Below are 20819 nucleotides of genomic sequence, written 5' to 3' on the forward strand. Positions count from 1 at the left end.
CGCGAAGCCAGGCGCTGATCGCCCCGCGCGCGGACTACACTTGAATCGCGAAAGATCGCGAAAACTCGCGAAACCTGCATGACCGAAATCAAGAACACCGAGCAACAGTTGTCGAAGTTCCGCCTGCGCGTTGCGGCGGCGGGACTGTTCGTGTTCGTCTGCTTCGGGCTGATCGGCCTGCGCTTCCTGTACCTGCAGGTCTGGCACTTCAGCAAATACTCGTTGCAGGCGAACGAGAATCGCATTTCCGTTGCGCCGATCGTGCCGAACCGCGGCATCATCACGGACCGCAACGGCATCGTGCTGGCGAAGAATTACTCGGCGTACACGCTGGAGATCACGCCGTCGAAGATCAACGGGACGCTCGACGAAGTCATAGACGCTCTGTCGCAAGTCATTCCCATCGATTCGCGCGACCGCCGGCGTTTCAAGAAGCTGCTCGAGGACTCGAAGAATTTCGAGAGCCTGCCGATCCGCACGCGCCTCACCGACGAAGAAGTCGCCAAGTTCACCGCGCAGCGCTTCCGCTTTCCGGGCGTCGAAGTGCGTGCGCGCCTCTTCCGCCAATATCCGCTCGGCACGACGGCCGCGCATGTGATCGGCTATATCGGCCGCATTTCGCAGCGCGATCAGGAACGCATCGACGATGCAAGCGATGCCAACGACGAGAACTCGGACCATTACGATCCGCGCCTCGACGCGAACAACTACAAGGGCACGGATTACGTCGGCAAGATCGGCGTCGAGCAAAGTTACGAGACGGAACTGCACGGGCTGACCGGCTTCGAGGAAGTGGAAGTGACCGCGGGCGGCCGTCCTGTCCGCACGATGTCGCGCACGCAGGCGACGCCCGGCAACAATCTCGTGCTGTCGCTCGATATCGGCTTGCAGCAGGTCGCGGAGCAGGCGTTCGCGGGCAAGCGCGGCGCGCTCGTCGCGATCGAGCCTTCCACCGGCGACGTCCTCGCGTTCGTCTCGGCGCCGAGCTTCGATCCGAATTCCTTCGTCGATGGCATCGACCAGCCGACGTGGGACGCGCTCAACACGTCGCCCGATCATCCGCTTCTGAACCGGCCGCTGCACGGCACGTATCCGCCCGGCTCCACGTACAAGCCGTTCATGGCGCTCGCCGCGCTCACGCTGCACAAGCGCACGCCCGGCTGGGGCTTTCAGGACCCGGGCTACTTCACGTTCGGCGGCCACACGTTCCGCAACGACGTGCGCTCGGGCCAGGGCTGGGTGGACATGAACCGCGCGATCGTCGTCTCGAACGACACGTACTTCTACATGCTCGCGCGCGACCTCGGCGTGAATGCGATGGCGGGCTTCATGAAACCGTGGGGCTTCGGGCAGATCACCGGCATCGACATCGCGGGCGAGGCGCGCGGCATTCTTCCGTCGACGGAATGGAAGCGCAAGGCGTATCGCAAGCCGGAGCAGCAGCGCTGGTACGAAGGCGAAACCATCAGCCTCGGCATCGGCCAGGGCTATAACTCGTTCACGATCCTGCAACTCGCGCACGCCACGGCGACGCTCGCGAACAACGGCATCGTGATGAAGCCGCACCTCGTGCGCGATATCGAAAATCCGATCAGCAAGGCGGTTCGCCCTGTCGTGCGCGATCCGAGCGACAAGATTCCGGTGCGCCAGCAGGACATCGACGTCATCAAGCGCGCGATGGAAGGCGTCGTGACGAACGGCACGGCGGCGAAGGTGTTCGCGGGCGCGCAATATCTGGCGGCGGGCAAGACCGGCACCGCACAGGTTTATTCGCTGCAGGGCGCGAACTACCACGGCCACGCGACGGCGGAACACTTGCGCGACCACGCGCTTTTCATCGCGTTCGCGCCGGCCGAGCAGCCGAAGATCGCGCTTGCGCTGATCGTCGAAAACGGCGGCTGGGGCGCGGAATCCGCCGGCCCGATCGCGCGCAAAGTGCTCGACTATTACCTGATCGACCGCATGAAGCCCGGCGCCGAAGCCGCTGCGGTCGCCGCCGCCGCATCCGCGACGGAAGACGCCGGACTTCCGGTGATCGGCGGCACGCAACCGCCGGCTGCGGTGGCGCTGCCCGCGTCGGTGATAAATCAGTCGCCGGCGTTCTCGCCCTCGGCTGCGTCGAATCGGGACGTCGCGAAGGCGGCGTCGGCGCCTGCGGTGTCGGCATCGGCGGCGCGTGCCGGATCGGCTCCGGCTGCGGCGCTGCCGGCGTCGTCGGCGGCGCCTGCGGCCGGACGCAAGCGCGGCAAGAAGAACGCGCCGACGGAGCCGACGCCCACGATGGTGCGCGGCAATTCCGACGACGGCGTACGAACCTTCGCGCCGACCGGCGGCATCGACGAATAAGGAACCGGCATGCAAGTGCATTTGCAATTCGACAAGCGCGAGTGGATCGACCGCGCCAAGCGGATGTTCGCGGGCTTCGACCGTCCGCTCGCACTCATCGTTTTTCTGCTTCTGTGCGTGGGCATCGTGACGCTCTACAGCGCGAGCCTCGACATGCCGGGCCGCGTGGAAGACCAGTTGCGCAACATCATGCTGACGTTCGCCCTGATGTGGGTGCTCGCCAACATCCCGCCGCAAACCTTGATGCGCTTCGCGGTGCCGCTTTATACCGTGGGCGTCGCGCTGCTCGTCGCGGTCGCGGCGTTCGGCCTCACGCGCAAGGGCGCGAAGCGCTGGCTCAATGTCGGCGTGGTCATTCAGCCGTCCGAGATCATGAAGATCGCGATGCCGCTGATGCTCGCGTGGTACTACCAGAAGCGCGAGAGCAACATTCGCTGGTGGGATTACATCGTCGGCTTCGTGATTCTGATATTCCCCGTCGCCCTCATCGCGAAGCAGCCGGACTTGGGCACGGCGGTGCTCGTCTTCGGCGCGGGCGTGTTCGTCATTTATTTCGCGGGACTGAGCTTCAGGCTGATCGTGCCGGTGCTCGTGGCGGGCGTGATCGTCATTGCGAGCGTGGCCGTGTTTCAGGACCGCATTTGCCAGCCGCAAGTGAACTGGCCGCTGATGCACGATTATCAAAAGCACCGCATCTGCACGCTGCTCGACCCGACTTCCGATCCGCTCGGCAAGGGCTTTCACACGATTCAGGCGGTCATCGCCATCGGCTCGGGCGGCACGCTGGGCAAAGGCTGGCTGAAGGGCACGCAGGCGCACCTCGAATTCATCCCCGAAAAGCACACGGACTTCATCTTCGCCGTGTTCTCAGAGGAATTCGGGCTCGTCGGCGGGCTCGTGCTGCTCTTTCTCTACATGGCGCTGATCGCGCGCGGACTCTATATCGCGGCGAACGGCGCAACCTTCTTCGGGCGATTATTGGCGGGATCGCTCACGCTCGCGTTCTTTACTTACGCGTTCGTCAACATCGGCATGGTGAGCGGGATTCTGCCGGTCGTCGGCGTGCCGTTGCCGTTCATGAGTTACGGCGGCACCGCGCTCACGACGCTCGGCGTCGCGGTCGGGCTCATCATGAGCGTCGCGCGGCAAAAGCGCTTGATGCAGAGCTAGTTACTGCGGCTTCTGCGGATTCTGCTGCTCCAGTTCCGTGCTGAGTTGCAGGTACTTGAGCTTGGCAGCCGGATCGCCCTGCGCGGCGGCCGCCGCGTAATAGGCGCGCGCCACATTGAGATTGCGTTCGACGCCGTCGCCGCCGCGCTCATAGAACGATCCCGCGACGTACTGCGCCGTCATGTCGCCGCCTTGCGCGGCTTTCTTGTACCAGGTGAACGCCTGCATGTTGTCGCGCGCGGTGCCGCGACCATCGAGAAACTGATTCGCAAGGGCAAGTTCCGCCTGAACGTGGCCCTGATTCGCCGCGAGCAGAAACCATCGATGCGCCTCGGCCGGGTCTTTCTCGACGAACTCGCCGTCGTCGTACATCTTGCCGTAGACGTACTGCGCGTGCGTCATGTTCGCGTCGGCGGCGCGGCGCAGCCATTTCTTTCCCTCGGGCACGTCGGCGGCGCCGCCTTCGCCGTTGAGCAGCATCATCGCGTAGTTGAATTCGGCGAGACGGCTGCCCTTTTGCGCGGCGCGACGAAACTCGGAGCGCGCGGCGACGAGATTGCCCGCGTTGTAATCGGCGACGGCGTTCTGCGTCGCGAGGTCGGGCGGCTTCGGCATGGCCTGCGCGTGCGCGCCGCCCGCCGCGAAGAGACCCAGCGCAGCCGATGCCGCCGCCACGCCGCCACGCCATGCGCGTTTCATGCTCGTGCCTCCTGCAACGCCTGCCGCGTCGCCTTCAACAGCCACATCACGTCAGCCGCGATCGACACGAGCTTGATGCCCGCGTCCGCATATTGCCGCGCGCTCGCGACATCCAGCGCAAAGATGCCGCTCGCCTTGCCCGCGCGCTTCGCCGCGTCCGCGATCTTCGCGACGGCGGCATGCACGTCGGGATGCTTCGCGTCGCCGAGATGCCCGAGGCTCGCGGCGAGATCCGCCGGGCCGATGAAGAGACAATCGACGCCCGGCGTCGCGGCGATGTCGTCGACGGCTTCGAGTGCCGCGACGGATTCGATCTGCACGATCGTCGCGACCTGCGCGTTCGCGCCCGACACGTAATCGCGCCGCATGCCGTATGCCGCCGCGCGCACCGCGCCGGCGACGCCGCGCAGGCCGTCGAGTTGCGCTTCGGTGGGATATTGCGTGAGCCGGACGACGCGCGCCGCATCGTCCGCCGACTGCACGTTGGGAAACATCAGCGTGCGCGCGCCGGCATCGAGCACGCGCTTGACGAGCCAGCCCTCGGAAAACGGCACGCGCACGATCGGCTCGGTCGGCAGATGCGCGGCTGCGATCGCGCGAAGCTGTTCGACGACATCGCGGCTATCGTTCGGCGAGTGCTCCATGTCGATGCACAGCCAATCGAAGCCCGCGTGCGCGAGCGCTTCGGCGGCATCGGCGCTGCACAGCGAAAGCCACATGCCGAAGAGCGGGCCCGGTTCCGTGAGACGCTGCTTGAGGGGATTGGTGAAGGTGCTCATCGCGCGGCTCCGTGAGAGCTTGATTCGCGCGACGTTTCGGGAGAAAACGACCGGGTGAATGACGGCATGCTCGCGCTCCGTTTCTCGTCACCCGACTTGGGCGACGCTTCGAGCGATCATACCGTGACGCGCGCGCGGACGTTCGCCGCGCCTCGATGCGTGATTGCTTGTTACGCGTGCTCGACGTCCGCCCAGCAATTCGGCGTTTCGTACAGCCGCACGCGCTGGAGCCTGAGATTGACGCCGTAGTGCGCGTCGTACACGTCCGCGAGAATGCGGAACGCCACCGCCGCCATGTTTTCGACGGTCGGAATGCGGTCGAAGACGACGGTCTTGTGATCCGCCATGGACTGAAGGAATTCGCGCACTTTGACGTCGCCTTCGTAGACGATGAACGCGTGATCCCACTTGTTGACCAGATGCTCCATCGCGAGCGACTTCACGTCGGCGAAGTCCATCACCATGCCGCGATCCGGCGCGCCTTCGGTATCGACGAGATCGCCTTGCAGCGTGATTTCCAGTACGTAGCGATGCCCGTGCAAATTGCGGCACTGGCTGCGGTGATCGGGAATGCGGTGGCCCGCATCGAATTCGAGTTTTCGGGTAATCGTCTGCACGTCGGCTCGACCGTCTTCAGGGAATATTCAGGTATTTGTGCGTCTGCATCGACAGCCGCCACTTGGGATGCCGCTTGCACCAGTCGATCGCGAGCTTCGTGTTGATGTCGCGCGAGGGACCGTCCATCGGCTGGACGAGGAAATACTCGAAGTCGAGCTTTTCGTATTCGGCAAGACGCTGATTGTCTTGCGGCACCACCACTTTCAGCTCGTTGCCCTTGGTGACGACGAGCGGCGCGTCGGCCTTCGGGCTCACGCAGATCCAGTCGATGCTGTCGAGCACGGACATCGATCCATTCGTTTCGATCGCCATTTCGAAGCCGGCTGCGTGCAGCGCGTCGACGAAAGGCTGGTCGATCTGCAGCATCGGCTCGCCGCCGGTGCAGACGACGAACTTGCTCGCCTCGCCATCCGGCCACAGCGACGCGATTTTCGCGACGAGTTCGGCGGGCGTCTTGAATTTGCCGCCATTCTCGCCGTTGGTGCCGACGAAATCGGTGTCGCAGAAACGGCAGATGGCGTCCGCGCGATCTTCCTCGCGGCCCGACCACAGATTGCAGCCGGCAAAACGGCAGAAGACGGCGGGACGCCCGGCGTTCGCGCCTTCGCCCTGCAACGTGTAGAAAATTTCCTTTACCGCATACGTCATGACTGCTCTGTGACTCAGTAGTGTTTCCGATTCAGACCGGTTCGACGGTGACTTGCTCGCCCGCGCGATACGCTTCGTAGCCGCGTTTGCGCAGCTTGCACGCGGGGCACTGGCCGCAGCCGAAGCCCCATTCGTGCAGTTCGGCGCGCTCGCCGACGTAGCACGTATGCGTCTCGATGCGGATCAGATCGACGAGCGTCTCGCCGCCGAGCGTTTCCGCGAGCCGCCAGGTGTCGGCCTTGTCGAGCCACATCAGCGGCGTTTCGAGCGCGTAGCGAGTTTCCATGCCGAGGTTCAACGCGACTTGCAACGCTTTCATGGTGTCGTCGCGGCAATCGGGGTAGCCGGAGAAGTCCGTCTCGCACATGCCGCCGACGAGCACCTTCAGTCCCCGGCGATACGCGAGCGCCGCAGCGACGGTCATGAACAGGAGGTTGCGCCCCGGGACGAACGTGTTCGGCAGGCCATTCGCGGTCGACTGAATCTCGATTTCGCGGGTCATCGCGGTGTCGCTGATCGCGCCGAGCACGGACAGATCGATCATGTGGTCTTCGCCGAGCCGCGCGGCCCATTGCGGAAACTTCTGCGCGATCGCCGCGCGAAAACTGTCGCGGCATTCAAGTTCGACGCGATGCCGCTGGCCGTAGTCGAAGCCGAGCGTCTCGACGGTTTCGTACCGTTCGAGCGCCCATGCAAGGCACGTAGCCGAGTCCTGTCCGCCGGAAAACAGCACGAGGGCGCTGTCCTTCGCGTCTATCCGAGTCACCGTGAAAACTCCGTGTATGAGATTGGCGTCGCGCGCCTGCCCGAACGACCGTCGCGCATAGCGGCGCGATGGCGGCGAAGCGCGAATCCAGTATAGGCCGCCGACTCTTTCACTGACGCGCGCCCTTCTTATGCCTGCGATAGCACGCCCGACGACGACGGGCCTATCGCTTCGATGCGCCACTCGCTGCGTTTGACGCACGAGTTGCCGCGATCGAAATAAAAAAGACTTGCCGGTCCGCGGACGAGGCAAGTCCTTAATTCGATGCGAATTTTAGCATGCTGCACGATTGTTCGCCGAAGGCGCGACGGCGGCGGAAGCGGTTCCGGCTGAGCCGATTTAACCCTCAATCCGGTGTGGCTTTTCCACGCGACAAACCGCCCGCTTTTCAAGGAAGTGCCTTTTCTCGTGATCGACGTACTAACCGGGTGGTTAGGCCTTCGCGTCAGATAGTTACGGGCAGCAATTGAAGTAGTACTGCCGAATTTACCGACGCAGGCTCGAAGACCAAAGTACCGATTTTCAGTAATCCTTGCCGCTCTTACCGCTTCTGAAACACTTGTTACATATGAATTTTTACCTTCTCATCTTACGTATAGTATTCTTGCCTCCGTTGTCGCTGACTTACGGCAAGTATTTCTGAAACAAAGCGACCGCCGCAGCAAAATCAGGAAAATCTGCCGTTTTCAGCGGCGTGTTTCTAGCGCGAAGCAGGTCGCTCGCCCACGGGAGCGGCGGCAATATCGGCAAGTTCTCCCGGTCGATGAAGTTCCCGAGATCGAGGCGAAGATGGGCCGCCGACAGCTCGTCATGACGTCGAGCATTCGCGCAAGCCGTTAGTGTTTATCCGTTCGCATGCCTAACGAATCCCCGACTGAGACTCGGGGACCGCAAAGAATACGCGTTCGCCATTGATACGCCTCGACATGTTCGCGGCGCTCTAACCGGCGCATGCGTTCGCCGACGATTCAACCCATTCTTGAGTACCGCTAAATAATTAATATGAAGAATCCTAGCCAAACTTCTGCCATGATTTCTCGCGCTTTCGCCGCGAAAGCGGGCCTCGCCGCCGCCGCAGTAACCGCCAGCCTGTTGCTCGCCGCCTGTGGCGGCGGCAGCGACACCTTCGACACGGCGTCCGCCGCCGACGCCGCCAGTCGCGATACGACGCCCCAGGCAAGCGACAAGGCCGCGACGACGGCCACGAAGATTTTCTATGGCGCGAACGGCCACAACAACGAAGGCGGCGCCTACGACCTCTCCAGCCCGGCGCTCCAGCTTTCGCAGCTTCAAAGTCTCGGCGTCAAGCTGTATCGCAACGAGGTTTATAGCCAGGCATCGGTGAACAAGCTCGCCGGCATCGCGAAGACGATGGCCGCGGGCGGCGTGACGATCTTCCCCGTCCTGCTCGTCGGATCGAACGGCTTCAACAACGAGTCGGACGCGTACAACGCCGGCTATACGCTCGGCAAGCAAACGGCGACTTCCTATCATTATCCGTACTACGAAGTGTCGAACGAGCTGGGCGCGTCGATGCTCACCGGCAACGTCGACGGCGTCTATCCGCAGCACTTCGACAACGCAAAGTTCCAGAAGGCGCGCGGCGTGATTCGCGGCATGATCGCCGGCATCAAGTCGGTGGATACCACGGGCAAGATCGTCATCGGCGGCGATACGTGGCTGCACTACGCCTTCGACCAGATGCTCTGGAACGGCACGCAGCCCGATGGCTCGACGGGTCATCCGAAGGTGACGTGGGACATCACGGCGTGGCATTGGTATTCGGAGCAAGGCGACATCACGCACGCATGCGGCGGCACCGGTTGCCACGACGTGCTCGGCACGTTGCAGGCATTCGGCAAGCCGATCTGGTTAACGGAATTCGGCGTGCGTCCGTCCTACGGCTCGGACGCGCAGATCGCGTCGTACATGGTCGGCAACAAGATGATGGCGCAGTTCGTCTCGGTGGCCGCGAAGTACAACCTTCAGGCCATCCAGGTCTATCAGCTGTATGACGATCCCGCCGGCGGCGAAGGCAACTACGGCCTCATCAAGAACGATGGCAAGACGCAGAAGGCGGTGTTCACGTCATTCAAGAACTTCGTGGCCGCGAACCCCAAGTAAGCGGCGGATGTCGGGCGGCGCGAGACGAGCGCCGTCCCGAACGCGACACGAGCAAAAGCGGGCAAGTGTGCCGGAAGCGATTCCGGCGACTTGCCCGCTTTTTCTTTGGACGCGAGAACGAAGCTGCGCGCGCGATGCAGCGTCAGCGCACCGCGAATGCGTACCAGCCGGCGCTGCTTGCCGACACGCGACGCGGACGACGGCTCGTCAGCGCAGCCGCCTTCGGCTTGGGCGATGGCGCGCGCAACTGCATCGGACGCCGCAAGAGCGCCTGCAGCGACACATTGCGCGAAATGGCGCGCGCACGCAGATTGAAGACGAAGCCGCGAAACCACGCCCGGATGCCATCCACCGGATGCACTTCTCTGACTTGCTCGGCGAGCGCCTGCGAGCGCGCGGAATGGTGACGCAACGCGCGGATCATGCCGCGCCGGGCGGGCCGCGCGGCGCGCGATGCAGCGCGTCGGAGGCCTGAAGCGATTCGGTGGTTCATGTCGGCGATAAAAGATGTTCGCGTCGGGCGAACTCGGAGGAAGCTCGTCACGGCGCAGTTCAAGCCTTCGATCCGACCTCGGATTCGAAGTTGCACCACATTGTTACATTCAATGTACAGGACCTTCATTACTGCCGTAAGTCCGCGTTTTCCCTGTCGGTTTATACAGTGAACGCTTCATTGGATGCGCGAATCGCCCATGTGCAAATGCCCTTGCTACACGACGGACATACAATGTCCGTATTCGCCCCAATTTCGGGTTATGCGCTGGCTGTATGGCGGATGAAGCGGCGCAAAGGCTCAATGAACATGTCTGAACAAACGTCGCTGAAATCGAAGAAAGATCAGGTGCAGGAACTGCGCGAAACGGGCTTCGTCATCGCGAACGGACTCGTTTCCGACGCACGCTGTGACGCGTTGCGCGAAATCGCCGCGCTTCAACTGGCCGAAGCCGCGCCGCCGGTCGAGTTCGAAGCCGATCTGCAATACCCCGGCGCGCCCGAATCGCGTCACGCGCCGGGCGGACAAACGGTGCGCCGCCTGCTCGACGCCTACGCGCGCCATCCGCTCTTCGCGGAATTCGCGACATCGCCGGAAGTGCGCGGCTGGATGGAACTGTATTTCGGCGAAACGCCGTATCTGTCGCGCGCGCATCACAACTGCGTGATGACGAAGCATCCGGCATACGGCAGCCTGACCGGGTGGCATCGCGACGTACGCTATTGGGCGTTCGAGCGCGACGACCTCGTTTCCGCGTGGGTCGCGCTCGGCGACGAGACCGTGGACAACGGTGCGCTGTGGTTCGTGCCGCGCTCGCACAGACTGGCGTTCACATCGGACCGGTTCGACGCCGCCAAATTCTTCCGCGCCGATTTGCCGGAGAACGCCGCGCTCATCCGCACGGCCGTGTCGCCCGCACTGAAGAAGGGCGATGTCGTGTTCTTTCACTGCAACACGCTGCATTCGGCGGGCAAGAACCTGACCGACCGCGTGAAGTTCTCGCTCGTTTATACATATCGCGGCGCGAGCAATGCCGCGCTGCCGGGCACGCGCTCGGCGTCGAAGCCGGAAATCGCGCTCGTCTGAGCGCCTGGCGCCGAGCATTCAGCGTCTGGACGGCAACGCAAGCCCGATCAGCCCCGCCAGCGACGCGACGATGCCGCCGGCGATCAGCCAGATGGTCTTGTTCGTCGGCGAGCCGGTGAAGAATCGCGATACGTCGTTGCTCAGCGAGTGAAACGACTGTCCGCCGAAGTAAAGCAGCACGACGCCGCCGACAAGCAACGCCACGGAAATCGCTCGGGTCATGAAGGGTCTCGCTCGTTCAGGATACGGCGCGCCAGCTTACAAGGCGCGCCGGGGCGCGTCCAGTCGGCTCACGCCTCGACGGGCACGCGCGTCAGCGGCTGAATCTTGCGCAGCAAATCGGCCTGCACCTGCGCGTGATCGCCCGCGCTCGTCCACACGCCGACGTTGAATTTCACGCCCGTATCGGTGTAATCGGTCACGGCGATCCACGGCGCCGACGCGCCGTCCTGCACGATGCGCGCGTCGCCGGTGACGAGCGCGCGCAGTTCGGCCAGCACGCGCTCCACGTCCTGACCATGCTGCACGAGAAAGTTCAGCACCACGCGACGGCGCTCGTTCGCGCTGTAATTCGTCACCGGATTCGCCCAGATGATGCTGTTTGGCACGAACATGACGATGCCGTCCGCTTTCGTGAGCCGCGTCGTGAAAAGTCCGATCTCGTTGACGGTGCCCGCCGTCACGCCGATGCCCTCGATGTAATCGCCGACGCGAAACGGCCGCAGCAGCAGAAGCATCAGGCCCGCGGCGATGTTCTGCAGCGTGCCTTGCAGCGCGAGCCCGATGGCAAGACCCGCCGCGCCGAGCACGGTCAGGATGCTGGCCGCCGCGATGCCGAACTTGCCGAGCGCCGCGACGATCGCGATCACGCGGATCGCCCACATCGCGAGGCTCGCGAGCACGGGCGTGAGCGTGGCATCGACGTTGGTGCGCGCAAGCGTGCGGCGCAGCGCGTTCGCGACGGCGTTCGAAATCCACCAGCCGACAGCGACGATGAGGATGGCCAGCAAAACGTTGACGCCGTATGTCAGCCCGAGCGTGAGCATGAAATCGTAAGCGGGGCGCAGTTTGTCGATCGAATTCATCCGATGCTCCTTTCTTGAAGATTGTGCGGCGCGCGGGATGCTCCCGCATACCGGGACGGCGCGTGCGCGGCGCTCGTGCCGCCGCCGATTGCTCTACCATTGACGGCTTCGAGCGGACCCGCGAGCGTATCGCAGCGCGCGCGTCCGTCGGCCGTCACGCTTGTCAAAGTTAGTTCAATTCCGCAACCCGCAAAGGAAATCCGTCATGGCTTACGAAGCAGCTTCCGAGCGCTACACGCAGATGCAATACCGCACATGCGGCAAGAGCGGACTCCAATTGCCGGCGTTGTCGCTTGGGCTCTGGCACAACTTCGGCGACACCACGCCCATTTCGACGCAACGTGAAATTCTGCGCACCGCGTTCGATCTCGGCGTCACGCATTTCGATCTCGCGAATAACTACGGGCCGCCGTATGGCAGCGCGGAAACCAACTTCGGCCGTCTTTTCAAGGACGATTTCCGTCCGTATCGCGACGAACTGCTGATCTCCTCGAAAGCCGGCTGGGACATGTGGCCCGGCCCTTACGGCCAGGGCGGCGGATCGCGCAAGTATGTGCTCGCGAGCCTCGACCAGAGCCTGAAGCGCATGGGCCTCGATTACGTCGATATCTTCTACTCGCATCGTTTCGATGCCGACACGCCGCTCGAGGAAACCGCAGGCGCGCTCGCGACCGCCGTGCATTCGGGCAAGGCGCTGTACGTCGGCATTTCGTCGTATTCGGCGGCCAAGACGCGCGAAATGGCGAAGCTGCTGGCCGAGCACAAGGTGCCGCTTTTGATTCATCAGCCGTCGTACAACATGCTCAACCGCTGGATCGAGCACGAACTGCTCGATACGCTCGACGACGTCGGCGCGGGAAGCATCGCCTTCACGCCGCTCGCGCAAGGGCTGCTGACCAGCAAGTACCTGAACGGCGTGCCGCAGGATGCGCGCGTCAACAAGCCGGGCGGCGGATCGCTCAAGCAGGAGCACTTGAACGAGGAAAACCTCGCGCATGTGCGCAAGCTCAACGAACTCGCCGAGCGGCGCGGCCAAAGTCTCGCGCAGATGGCGCTTTCTTGGGCGCTGCGCGGCGGGCGCGTGACGTCGGTGCTGATCGGCGCGAGCCGCGCCGAGCAAGTCGTCGAGAACGTCGGCGCGCTGAAGAACCTCGATTTCACCGCAGAGGAACTCGCGGAAATCGACCAGTACGCGCAGGAAGGCGGCATCAATCTGTGGGAGAAGCCGTCGACGGATCAGCGCATCTGACGGCGGCGGCGGCGCGCCGTTTTTCGCGCGAGTTCGCTCGCGAGAATGGCGCGCGCCTGCCGCCAGAAGGGTATTTCGGGATACGCGCGGCGTCTGTTGTTATCATGCCGAGTCGCGGTTTGCTCGTTGCCGCTCCGCAGCGATCAGCGATCCACGCCGACGCGCGGCGCATTGCCGCCCCGAAACGCCCCTAAACGCTCCGATCGTCCGGGGACGTCCGAGGACGCCGGCTGGCTATCGCGTTAGAATAGCCGATTGCGCTGCGGGCCCGAAAAGCCGGCGCCTGGCGCGCGGGGAGCGCGCTTTCATCGAACGAAATCGCGGACGTCGAGCCAGTCCACGCGTCCTTTCGCGTCGCGCCGAGCGCAGCGCCTCTCCGACGTCAGCCCGTGAGCGTCACCGTTTTCGCCTAGTTCAAGAAGCCATGAGCAACCTCAATTCTCAAACCGTTCTGAGCGTCCATCACTGGACCGACACGCTCTTCAGTTTCACCTGCACGCGCGACGCCTCGTTCCGCTTCGAAAACGGCCAGTTCACGATGGTCGGCCTCGAAGTCGACGGCAAGCCGCTCCTGCGCGCCTACAGTCTCGCGAGCGCGAACTACGAAGAACATCTCGAATTTCTGAGCATCAAGGTGCCGGACGGCCCGCTGACCTCGCGCCTGCAACACCTGAAGGTGGGCGATTCCGTGCTGATCGGCAAGAAGCCGACGGGCACGCTCGTCGCCGACAATCTGCTGCCGGGCAAGACGCTGTGGCTCCTCTCGACTGGCACGGGCCTCGCTCCGTTCATGTCGATCATCAAAGATCCGGACGTCTACGACCGCTACGAGAAGATCGTGCTGACGCATACGTGCCGTTTCGTCGACGAACTCGCGTACAAGGACTTCATCACCGAGCATTTGCCGGCGCACGAGCATATCGGCGAGATCGTGTCGGAGAAGCTGCTCTATTACCCGACTGTGACGCGCGAGGAATTCGCGAATCGCGGGCGCATCACCGATCTCATCGAAACGAAGAAGCTGTTCGCGGATCTCGGCGTCGAGCCTTTCTCGAAGGAAACGGATCGCGTCATGCTCTGCGGCAGCCCGCACATGCTGCGCGACACACGCCAGTTGCTCGACGACATGGGCTTCGACGAAGGCAGCAACAACCATCCGGGGCACTACGTCGTGGAAAAGGCGTTCGTCGGCTGATCGCTGCGCGTTTCGCATCGTCGAAAGCCGGAGCCTCGCGCTCCGGTTTTTTTTCGTCTCGCGCAGCCGCTTTGTTACATGTTCTGTAGGTCTTCTTCCTACGCATTCCCTGCGCCGATGTTCTCAACGGGCATGAACTTCGCGCCCGAAACCGTTGTCGTGCATGGATTCGAAATAATTTTGAGATATGATGCGCTCACGTTGAGACGAAGCGCGATGCGCGTTTCGTCCGCCTTCGATGTTACAGAGTGTAAATTTAGTTACGCCCACTCGTGAGGCTCCGAGGACGTATCTCAAGTTGCGCTCAAAGCGAGGAAAGAATGAACACGTCGGACGTGGTCACGCTCGATGAGCGCGCAACGCCCCGCGCCATGCTGCGCGGCTTCTCTCCTGCGGCGCCGGAAAGCGCTGTGTCGCCGTATTCCGCTCTGATCGACGCCAAACTCGAAGGCGATCGCGAAATTCAACGTCTGCGCGCGCGCGTCCGCGATCTCGCGATGCAGCTTTCCCGCGCCGACGAACGCGCGCGCCGCAGCTTGGCGGACGATCTCCACGACGAAACCGGCGCGATTCTCACCGTCGCGAGCCTCGCGATAGGCCGCGCCGAATTCTCCCTTCCCGCCGATGCGCCCGCCGCTTGCGCCGAAGCGCTTCGCCAGGCGCGCGAATGCCTCGCGGATGTGGCCGAGACGAGCCATCGCCTCGTCGAAGGTTTGCATGCACCGGCGCTCGATTCGGGCCTGAACGCCGCGCTGGAGCATTTCGTCGCGAGCTTTGCGGCGCGATCGGGAATCCGCGTCGATTTATCTTGTTCAGTTGAAAACGCGCTTGACGGCCTTTCCCGTGAAATGGCGCTCGCGCTTTTGCGCGTGACGCAGGAAGCGCTCGGCAACGTCGCGCGCCACGCGCACGCCACGCACGCGACGGTCAACATCACCGCCGATGCCCACGCGCTGACGCTCGTCATCGACGACGACGGCATCGGCATGACGCCTGCCGCGCGGCGCAAGAGCGGGCGCTTCGGGCTGGCCGGCATGCGCGCGCGCTGCGAAGCCTTCGGCGGCACGTTGCGCGTGGCATCGTCGAGGAGCGGCGGGACGTCCGTGCGCGCGCGGCTGCCGTGGAACGCTGCATCGCGCCCCGCGCTGCGCGCCGTCAACGGCTGACTCCGTCCATGACGCTCAAAGTCCTTCTCGCCGACGACCACGCCATCGTGCGCCGTGGCGTCGCGCAATTGCTGCTGGAGCGCGGCGCGGCATCGGAAGTCGATGAAGCCGGAACCGGCGCGCAGGCGCTCACGCTCGCGAGCCAGCGCACGTTCGACGTCGTCCTGCTCGACATTTCCCTGCCGGACACGAACGGCCTCGACGTGCTGAAGCGCCTGAAACGCGATGTGCCGGACCTGCCCGTGCTGATGTTCTCGATGTACCGCGAAGATCAATACGCGGTGCGCGCACTCAAGGCCGGCGCCGCGGGCTATCTATCGAAGACCGCGGACCCCGCGCTGATGATCCGCGCGATCCAGCAGGTCGCGTCGCGCCGCAAGTTCGTCAGCCCCGAGATGGCCGAAGCGCTCGCCACTTACGTCTCGCTCGACGCCGACCACATGCCGCACGAGAAGCTATCCGACCGCGAATTCCAAACGCTTTGCATGCTCGCGTCCGGCAAGCGGCTGACCGATATCGCGCACGCGCTATCGCTGTCGGTCAAGACGGTGAGCGTGTATCGCGCGCGGTTGCTCGACAAAATGAAGCTCGCGAACAACGCCGAACTCACGTTCTATGTGATGAGCAACCGGCTCGTCGATATGAACCCGGCCATCGCCGGTTAGCACGCCATTTATCCTGCCCAAGATAAATCGCGTGCGGCAACGCGTTCGCTGCCCAAATCGTGGGCATTTCCCTCGTCTCCGATAAAATGGCGGGTTTTCCCGCCGCAGGGCGCACGCGCGCCGAAGGAGACTTACCGCAATGTCGTTGTTCCGCAAGAAAAACATCGAGCACATGCTGGCCGGCGCGCACAGCACGTCACTTAAAAAAACGCTGGGCGCGCTCGATCTCACGTTCCTCGGTATTGGCGCAATCATCGGCACGGGGATTTTCGTGCTGACGGGCACGGGCGCGGTTCAGGCCGGCCCCGCGCTCATGATTTCGTTTCTCGTCGCGGCCGTTGCGTGCTGCTTCGCGGCGCTCGCTTACGCTGAATTCTCGTCGACGATTCCGGTCGCCGGCTCCATCTACACCTATTCCTACGCGACGCTCGGCGAACTGGCGGCGTGGATCATCGGCTGGGACCTGATGCTCGAATACGGGCTCGCGACTTCGGCCGTCTCTGTCGGATGGTCGGGCTATCTGCAATCGCTGCTGTCGGGCTTCGGCATCAGCCTGCCGACCGTGCTGAGCGCCGCACCCGGCGCGCTGCCGGGCCACGTCACGTACTTCAACCTGCCCGCTTTCCTCGTGATGATGGTCATTACGTGGCTGCTGTCGATGGGCGTGAAGGAATCCACGCGCATCAACAACATCATGGTGGCGATCAAGGTCACGGTCGTGCTGCTGGTGATCGCGGTCGGCGTGTTCCACGTCAAGCCGGCGAACTGGCATCCGTTCATGCCACGCGGCTGGTCGGGCGTATTCGGCGCGGCAGCCGTGATGTTCTTCGCGTTCATCGGCTTCGATTCGGTCTCGTCCGCCGCCGAGGAAGTGAAGAACCCGAAGCGCGATCTTCCCATTGGCATCATCGCGTCGCTCGCGGTGTGCGCGGTACTGTACGTGGCGGTCGCGGCCGTGGTGACGGGCATCGTGCCGGCGGCGCAGTTCGCGAGCATCTCGCATCCGGTCTCGTATGCGCTGCAAGTGGCGGGACAGAACTGGGTGGCCGGTTTCATCGATCTGGGCGCGGTGCTCGGCATGCTCACCGTGATTCTCGTCATGAGCTACGGCCAGACGCGCATCATCTACGCGATGTCGCGCGACGGTCTGCTCCCCGCGCGGCTCTCGAAGGTGCATCCGCGCTACTCGACGCCGTTCCTCACCACATGGCTCGTCGGCCTCTTCTTCGGGCTGATAGGCGCGCTCGTGCCGCTCAACGTGCTTGCCGAACTCATCAACATCGGCACGCTCGCCGCGTTCTCGATGGTCTCCATCGCCGTGCTGATCCTGCGCCGCACGCATCCGCACCTGCCGCGCGCGTTCCGCTGCCCCGGCGTGCCGGTCGTGCCGGTTCTCGCGGTGGCGTCGTGCCTGTTCCTGATGGTCAATCTTCAGGCGATGACGTGGGTCGCTTTCGTCGTGTGGCTCGTGATCGGCCTCGCGATCTACTTCGTCTACTCGCGCCATCATGCGGTGCTCGGCCGCCCGAGCGTCGCGGCGCAGGGTGCGAAAGCCGCCGAGCGCGAACGCGTGACGCACTGATCGCCAGCCGTCGCACGCGCGAAGCGCCGCCCTCCGGGGCGGCGTTTTTTTTGCCCGATGCGGCGACGGCACGGGCGTGCGCCTAATGGCGACGCCCGCCGATTTGTGCTTTACTCGCCGTACACATAACACCTATTCCCAGCCGGACGCGAAGCGCAGGCAGGTGCAAGACGTGGTGACATGCGTGGCGCGAGGCGGAGGCTGGTTCATCCTTTGGAGACAGTAATGACGCTCAGCATCAGCCTGACGGTCAACGGGAAACCGGTGACCGCGAACGTCGAACCGCATCTTCTGCTCGTCCAGTTTCTCCGCGAACAACTCAGGCTCACCGGTACGCACATCGGCTGCGACACCGCGCAATGCGGCGCCTGCACCGTTCATCTCGACGGCCGCGCGATCAAGTCGTGCAACATCCTCGCCGCGCAGGTCGACGGCATGGAGGTGACGACCATCGAAGGCCTGTCGAAAGACGGCCAGCTTCATCCGATGCAGGCGGCGTTCCGCGAATGCCACGGCCTGCAATGCGGCTTCTGCACGCCCGGCATGGTGATGAGCGCGACCGCGCTCGCAGCCGAATCGCCCGATCTCACCGAAGAAGAAGTGCGCGATCAGCTCGACGGCAATCTGTGCCGCTGCACCGGCTATCACAACATCGTCAAGGCGGTTCTCGAAGGCGCGCAGAACATGAAGGCCGGCGCCTGACGCAATTTCCACTCGGACACGATCTGTCGCGCCTATTACGGAGACCGCGATGAATGCTCCTGAGCAACAGAAACTGATCGGCGCTGGCGTGAAGCGCAAGGAAGACTATCGCTTCCTGACGGGCGCGGGCCAGTACACCGATGACGTCGTTCTTCCGCAGCAAAGCTACGGCGTGTTCCTGCGCTCGCCGCACGCGCACGCGCGCATCCGCGGCATCGACATCGAAGCGGCGAAGGCGTCGCCGGGCGTGATCGCCGTCTTTACCGGCAAGGATCTCGCGAGCGAAAACGTCGGCGGATTGCCGTGCGGCTGGCTCATCCACAGCACGGACGGCTCGCCGATGCACGAGCCGCCGCATCCGGTCATCGCGCACGACAAGGCGCTGCACGTGGGCGATCAGGTCGCGCTCGTCGTTGCGGAATCGCTGAAGGAAGCGAAGGATGCGGTGGAACTCATCGACGTCGATTACGACGTGCTGCCCGCCGTCGTCGATACGGCGAGCGCGGCGTCCGAAGGCCAGCCGCTCGTTCACGACAGCGTGCCGGGCAACGTCTGCTACAACTGGGGCCACGGCGACAAGGCGCGCACCGACGCCGCGTTCGCGCAGGCCGCGCATGTCACGACGCTCGACATCGTGAACCAGCGCCTGATTCCGAACGCCATCGAGCCGCGCGCGGTCAACGCGAGCTATTCGAGGCACGACGACAGCTACACGGTGTACGTCGCGAATCAGAACCCGCACGTCGAGCGTCTGCTGATGGCCGCGTTCGTGCTGTCGCTGCCGGAGTCGAAGCTGCGCGTGATCGCGCCGGATGTCGGCGGCGGCTTCGGCTCGAAGATTTTCCTGTACGCGGAAGACGTGGCGCTCACGTGGGCGTCGAAGAAAGTCGGGCGGCCGATAAAATGGGCGGCCGAGCGTTCCGAAGCGTTCGTCTCCGACGCGCACGGCCGCGACCACGTGACGAAAGCCGAGCTCGCGCTCGACAACGACGGCAAGTTCCTCGCGATGCGCGTCCACACGACGGCCAACATGGGCGCGTATCTGTCGACGTTCGCGTCGTCGGTGCCGACCGTGCTGTACGCGACGCTGCTCGCCGGCCAGTACGCCACGCCCGCGATCTACGCCGAAGTGAAAGCGGTCTTCACGAACACCGTTCCCGTCGATGCCTACCGCGGCGCGGGCCGCCCCGAAGCGACCTACGTGGTCGAACGCCTCGTCGAAACGGCGGCGCGCGAGCTGAACATCGATCCGGTCGAATTGCGCCGCCGCAACTTTATCCGCGAGTTTCCGTATGCGACGCCCGTCGGCCTCACCTACGACACCGGCGACTACGACGCCTGCCTGAACCGCGCGCTCGAACTCGCGGATGTCGCCGGTTTCGCGCAGCGCCGCGCGCAGTCGGAAAAGGAAGGCAAGCTGCGCGGCATCGGCTATTCGTGCTACATCGAGGCGTGCGGGCTCGCGCCGTCGAATGTGGCGGGGGCGCTCGGCGCGCGCGCCGGCCTCTTCGAAGCGGGCGAAGTGCGCGTGCATCCGACCGGCTCGGTCACGGTGTTCACCGGCTCGCACAGCCACGGCCAGGGGCACGAGACGACGTTCGCGCAGGTCGTCGCGGACAGGCTCGGCGTCGCGATCGAGAACGTCGACGTTATTCACGGCGACACCGGACGCATTCCGTTCGGCATGGGCACGTATGGATCGCGCTCGATCTCGGTCGGCGGCTCGGCGATCATGAAGGCGCTCGACAAGGTCGAAGCGAAGGCCAAGAAAATCGCCGCGCATTTGCTGGAGGCATCGGCGGAAGACATCGAGTTCGAGAACGGCGTGTTCCGCGTGGCGGGCACGGACCGCACGAAGAGCTTCGCGGAGGTCTCGCTCGCCGCCTACGTGCCGCACAACTTCCCGCTCGAAACGATGGAACCGGGTCTCAACGAGAACGCGTTCTACGACCCGACCAACTTCACGTATCCGTCGGGCGCGTATGTGTGCGAAGTCGAAGTGGACCGTGACACCGGCGAAACGCGCATCCAGAAGTTCACCGCGGTGGACGACTTCGGCAACGTCATCAATCCGATGATCGTCGAAGGGCAAGTGCACGGCGGCCTCGGGCAAGGCATCGGCCAGGCGATGCTCGAACGCTGCGTGTACGACAAGGAAAACGGCCAGTTGCTCTCCGGCTCGTTCATGGACTACGCGATGCCGCACGCGATCGATCTGCCAAGCTTCACCGTCGAAACCGCGAAAGGCACGCCGTGCACGCACAACCCGCTCGGTGTGAAAGGCTGCGGCGAAGCGGGCGCCATCGGCTCGCCGCCCGCCGTCATCAACGCGATTCTCGACGCGCTCGCGCCGCTCGGCGTCAAGGACTTGCAGATGCCCGCCACGCCGCATCGCGTGTGGACCGCGATGCACGCCGCCGCCCATCCGAACGCCTGACGGAGAACC

19 protein-coding genes are annotated in these 20819 nt (G+C 63.9%); 11 read left to right on the forward strand and 8 right to left on the reverse strand.

All coding sequences use genetic code 11. The features are described 5' to 3' along the window. Window positions 1–78: 78 nt before the first annotated feature. Complete coding sequence (gene mrdA, locus LDZ27_RS14140; protein WP_244814682.1) at window positions 79–2346, forward strand: penicillin-binding protein 2; 2268 nt, start codon at window positions 79–81, stop codon at window positions 2344–2346. 21 nt (window positions 2347–2367) lie between these two features. Next, complete coding sequence (rodA, locus tag LDZ27_RS14145) at window positions 2368–3516, forward strand: rod shape-determining protein RodA (RefSeq protein ID WP_244816156.1); 1149 nt, start codon at window positions 2368–2370, stop codon at window positions 3514–3516. Here the strand turns inward: rodA and LDZ27_RS14150 are convergent, their stop codons facing one another. The 5 genes from LDZ27_RS14150 to queC all read right to left on the reverse strand — a co-directional run bounded on the left by LDZ27_RS14150 (window position 3517) and on the right by queC (window position 7026). Further along, on the reverse strand, window positions 3517–4215 hold the full coding sequence (locus LDZ27_RS14150; protein WP_244814683.1) for a tetratricopeptide repeat protein: 699 nt from the start codon (window positions 4213–4215) through the stop codon (window positions 3517–3519). It lies immediately after the preceding gene. Then, window positions 4212–4994: an HpcH/HpaI aldolase/citrate lyase family protein gene (locus tag LDZ27_RS14155; RefSeq protein ID WP_244814684.1), complete on the reverse strand. Its 783-nt coding sequence runs from the start codon at window positions 4992–4994 to the stop codon at window positions 4212–4214. The genes LDZ27_RS14150 and LDZ27_RS14155 overlap by 4 nt, the downstream gene beginning before the upstream one ends. A 170-nt stretch (window positions 4995–5164) precedes the next feature. Continuing rightward, window positions 5165–5611 carry a 6-carboxytetrahydropterin synthase QueD gene (gene queD / locus LDZ27_RS14160; protein ID WP_244814685.1) on the reverse strand — a complete coding sequence of 149 codons (447 nt, stop codon included), beginning with the start codon at window positions 5609–5611 and terminating at the stop codon, window positions 5165–5167. A 16-nt stretch (window positions 5612–5627) separates the two neighbouring features. After that, the gene (gene queE, locus LDZ27_RS14165; protein WP_244814686.1) at window positions 5628–6260 is read right to left on the reverse strand and encodes a 7-carboxy-7-deazaguanine synthase; all 633 of its coding nucleotides are present in this window, start codon (window positions 6258–6260) and stop codon (window positions 5628–5630) included. Between the two features lie 31 nt (window positions 6261–6291). Then, window positions 6292–7026, reverse strand: coding sequence for a 7-cyano-7-deazaguanine synthase QueC (gene queC / locus LDZ27_RS14170; protein WP_244814687.1), 735 nt, complete (start codon window positions 7024–7026; stop codon window positions 6292–6294). Between the two features lie 1029 nt (window positions 7027–8055). Here queC and LDZ27_RS14175 point away from each other — a divergent pair. Next, window positions 8056–9150 carry a glycosyl hydrolase gene (locus tag LDZ27_RS14175; protein ID WP_244814688.1) on the forward strand — a complete coding sequence of 365 codons (1095 nt, stop codon included), beginning with the start codon at window positions 8056–8058 and terminating at the stop codon, window positions 9148–9150. A 142-nt stretch (window positions 9151–9292) separates the two neighbouring features. Here LDZ27_RS14175 and LDZ27_RS14180 read toward each other — a convergent pair whose 3' ends face one another. Then, window positions 9293–9574, reverse strand: coding sequence for a hypothetical protein (locus LDZ27_RS14180; RefSeq protein ID WP_370653325.1), 282 nt, complete (start codon window positions 9572–9574; stop codon window positions 9293–9295). A 378-nt stretch (window positions 9575–9952) separates the two neighbouring features. Here LDZ27_RS14180 and LDZ27_RS14185 point away from each other — a divergent pair, with 378 nt between their 5' ends. After that, window positions 9953–10729, forward strand: coding sequence for a phytanoyl-CoA dioxygenase family protein (locus tag LDZ27_RS14185; protein ID WP_244814690.1), 777 nt, complete (start codon window positions 9953–9955; stop codon window positions 10727–10729). 18 nt (window positions 10730–10747) lie between these two features. Here LDZ27_RS14185 and LDZ27_RS14190 read toward each other — a convergent pair whose 3' ends face one another. Together LDZ27_RS14190 and LDZ27_RS14195 are read right to left on the reverse strand one after the other, a co-directional pair. Beyond that, window positions 10748–10951 carry a DUF3185 family protein gene (locus tag LDZ27_RS14190; protein WP_244814691.1) on the reverse strand — a complete coding sequence of 68 codons (204 nt, stop codon included), beginning with the start codon at window positions 10949–10951 and terminating at the stop codon, window positions 10748–10750. 68 nt (window positions 10952–11019) lie between these two features. Then, window positions 11020–11814 (reverse strand): mechanosensitive ion channel family protein, encoded by a 795-nt coding sequence (locus tag LDZ27_RS14195; RefSeq protein WP_244814692.1) that lies wholly within the window; start codon window positions 11812–11814, stop codon window positions 11020–11022. A gap of 205 nt (window positions 11815–12019) precedes the next feature. On the opposite strand from LDZ27_RS14195, the gene mgrA reads away from it, so the two are divergent. The 7 genes from mgrA to LDZ27_RS14230 all read left to right on the forward strand — a co-directional run bounded on the left by mgrA (window position 12020) and on the right by LDZ27_RS14230 (window position 20810). Then, on the forward strand, window positions 12020–13063 hold the full coding sequence (mgrA, locus tag LDZ27_RS14200; protein ID WP_244814693.1) for an L-glyceraldehyde 3-phosphate reductase: 1044 nt from the start codon (window positions 12020–12022) through the stop codon (window positions 13061–13063). A gap of 424 nt (window positions 13064–13487) precedes the next feature. After that, window positions 13488–14258, forward strand: a complete 771-nt coding sequence (locus LDZ27_RS14205) for a ferredoxin--NADP reductase (protein WP_244814694.1) — start codon at window positions 13488–13490, stop codon at window positions 14256–14258. A 320-nt stretch (window positions 14259–14578) separates the two neighbouring features. Then, window positions 14579–15424: a sensor histidine kinase gene (locus tag LDZ27_RS14210; RefSeq protein WP_244814695.1), complete on the forward strand. Its 846-nt coding sequence runs from the start codon at window positions 14579–14581 to the stop codon at window positions 15422–15424. A gap of 8 nt (window positions 15425–15432) precedes the next feature. After that, window positions 15433–16089 (forward strand): response regulator transcription factor, encoded by a 657-nt coding sequence (locus tag LDZ27_RS14215; protein ID WP_244814696.1) that lies wholly within the window; start codon window positions 15433–15435, stop codon window positions 16087–16089. A 139-nt stretch (window positions 16090–16228) separates the two neighbouring features. Then, window positions 16229–17671: an amino acid permease gene (locus LDZ27_RS14220; protein ID WP_244814697.1), complete on the forward strand. Its 1443-nt coding sequence runs from the start codon at window positions 16229–16231 to the stop codon at window positions 17669–17671. Window positions 17672–17896: 225 nt separating this feature from the next. Then, window positions 17897–18373, forward strand: coding sequence for a (2Fe-2S)-binding protein (locus LDZ27_RS14225; RefSeq protein WP_244814698.1), 477 nt, complete (start codon window positions 17897–17899; stop codon window positions 18371–18373). A gap of 49 nt (window positions 18374–18422) precedes the next feature. Next, window positions 18423–20810, forward strand: coding sequence for a xanthine dehydrogenase family protein molybdopterin-binding subunit (locus tag LDZ27_RS14230; RefSeq protein WP_244814699.1), 2388 nt, complete (start codon window positions 18423–18425; stop codon window positions 20808–20810). Window positions 20811–20819 lie beyond the last annotated feature (9 nt).

The organism is Caballeronia sp. Lep1P3, from assembly GCF_022879595.1.
Classification (GTDB): domain Bacteria; phylum Pseudomonadota; class Gammaproteobacteria; order Burkholderiales; family Burkholderiaceae; genus Caballeronia.

Bases quoted from the DNA above. Each gene is read 5' to 3' on its own strand.
- LDZ27_RS14190 (WP_244814691.1), bottom strand. From the start codon at position 10,951: ATGACCCGAGCGATTTCCGTGGCGTTGCTTGTCGGCGGCGTCGTGCTG.
- LDZ27_RS14210 (WP_244814695.1), top strand. From the start codon at position 14,579: ATGAACACGTCGGACGTGGTCACGCTCGATGAGCGCGCAACGCCCCGC.
- LDZ27_RS14175 (WP_244814688.1), top strand. From the start codon at position 8,056: ATGATTTCTCGCGCTTTCGCCGCGAAAGCGGGCCTCGCCGCCGCCGCA.
- LDZ27_RS14155 (WP_244814684.1), bottom strand. From the start codon at position 4,994: ATGAGCACCTTCACCAATCCCCTCAAGCAGCGTCTCACGGAACCGGGC.
- LDZ27_RS14230 (WP_244814699.1), top strand. From the start codon at position 18,423: ATGAATGCTCCTGAGCAACAGAAACTGATCGGCGCTGGCGTGAAGCGC.
- LDZ27_RS14150 (WP_244814683.1), bottom strand. From the start codon at position 4,215: ATGAAACGCGCATGGCGTGGCGGCGTGGCGGCGGCATCGGCTGCGCTG.
- LDZ27_RS14195 (WP_244814692.1), bottom strand. From the start codon at position 11,814: ATGAATTCGATCGACAAACTGCGCCCCGCTTACGATTTCATGCTCACG.
- LDZ27_RS14185 (WP_244814690.1), top strand. From the start codon at position 9,953: ATGTCTGAACAAACGTCGCTGAAATCGAAGAAAGATCAGGTGCAGGAA.
- mgrA (WP_244814693.1), top strand. From the start codon at position 12,020: ATGGCTTACGAAGCAGCTTCCGAGCGCTACACGCAGATGCAATACCGC.
- LDZ27_RS14180 (WP_370653325.1), bottom strand. From the start codon at position 9,574: ATGATCCGCGCGTTGCGTCACCATTCCGCGCGCTCGCAGGCGCTCGCC.
- queE (WP_244814686.1), bottom strand. From the start codon at position 6,260: ATGACGTATGCGGTAAAGGAAATTTTCTACACGTTGCAGGGCGAAGGC.
- LDZ27_RS14220 (WP_244814697.1), top strand. From the start codon at position 16,229: ATGTCGTTGTTCCGCAAGAAAAACATCGAGCACATGCTGGCCGGCGCG.
- LDZ27_RS14205 (WP_244814694.1), top strand. From the start codon at position 13,488: ATGAGCAACCTCAATTCTCAAACCGTTCTGAGCGTCCATCACTGGACC.
- mrdA (WP_244814682.1), top strand. From the start codon at position 79: ATGACCGAAATCAAGAACACCGAGCAACAGTTGTCGAAGTTCCGCCTG.
- LDZ27_RS14225 (WP_244814698.1), top strand. From the start codon at position 17,897: ATGACGCTCAGCATCAGCCTGACGGTCAACGGGAAACCGGTGACCGCG.
- LDZ27_RS14215 (WP_244814696.1), top strand. From the start codon at position 15,433: ATGACGCTCAAAGTCCTTCTCGCCGACGACCACGCCATCGTGCGCCGT.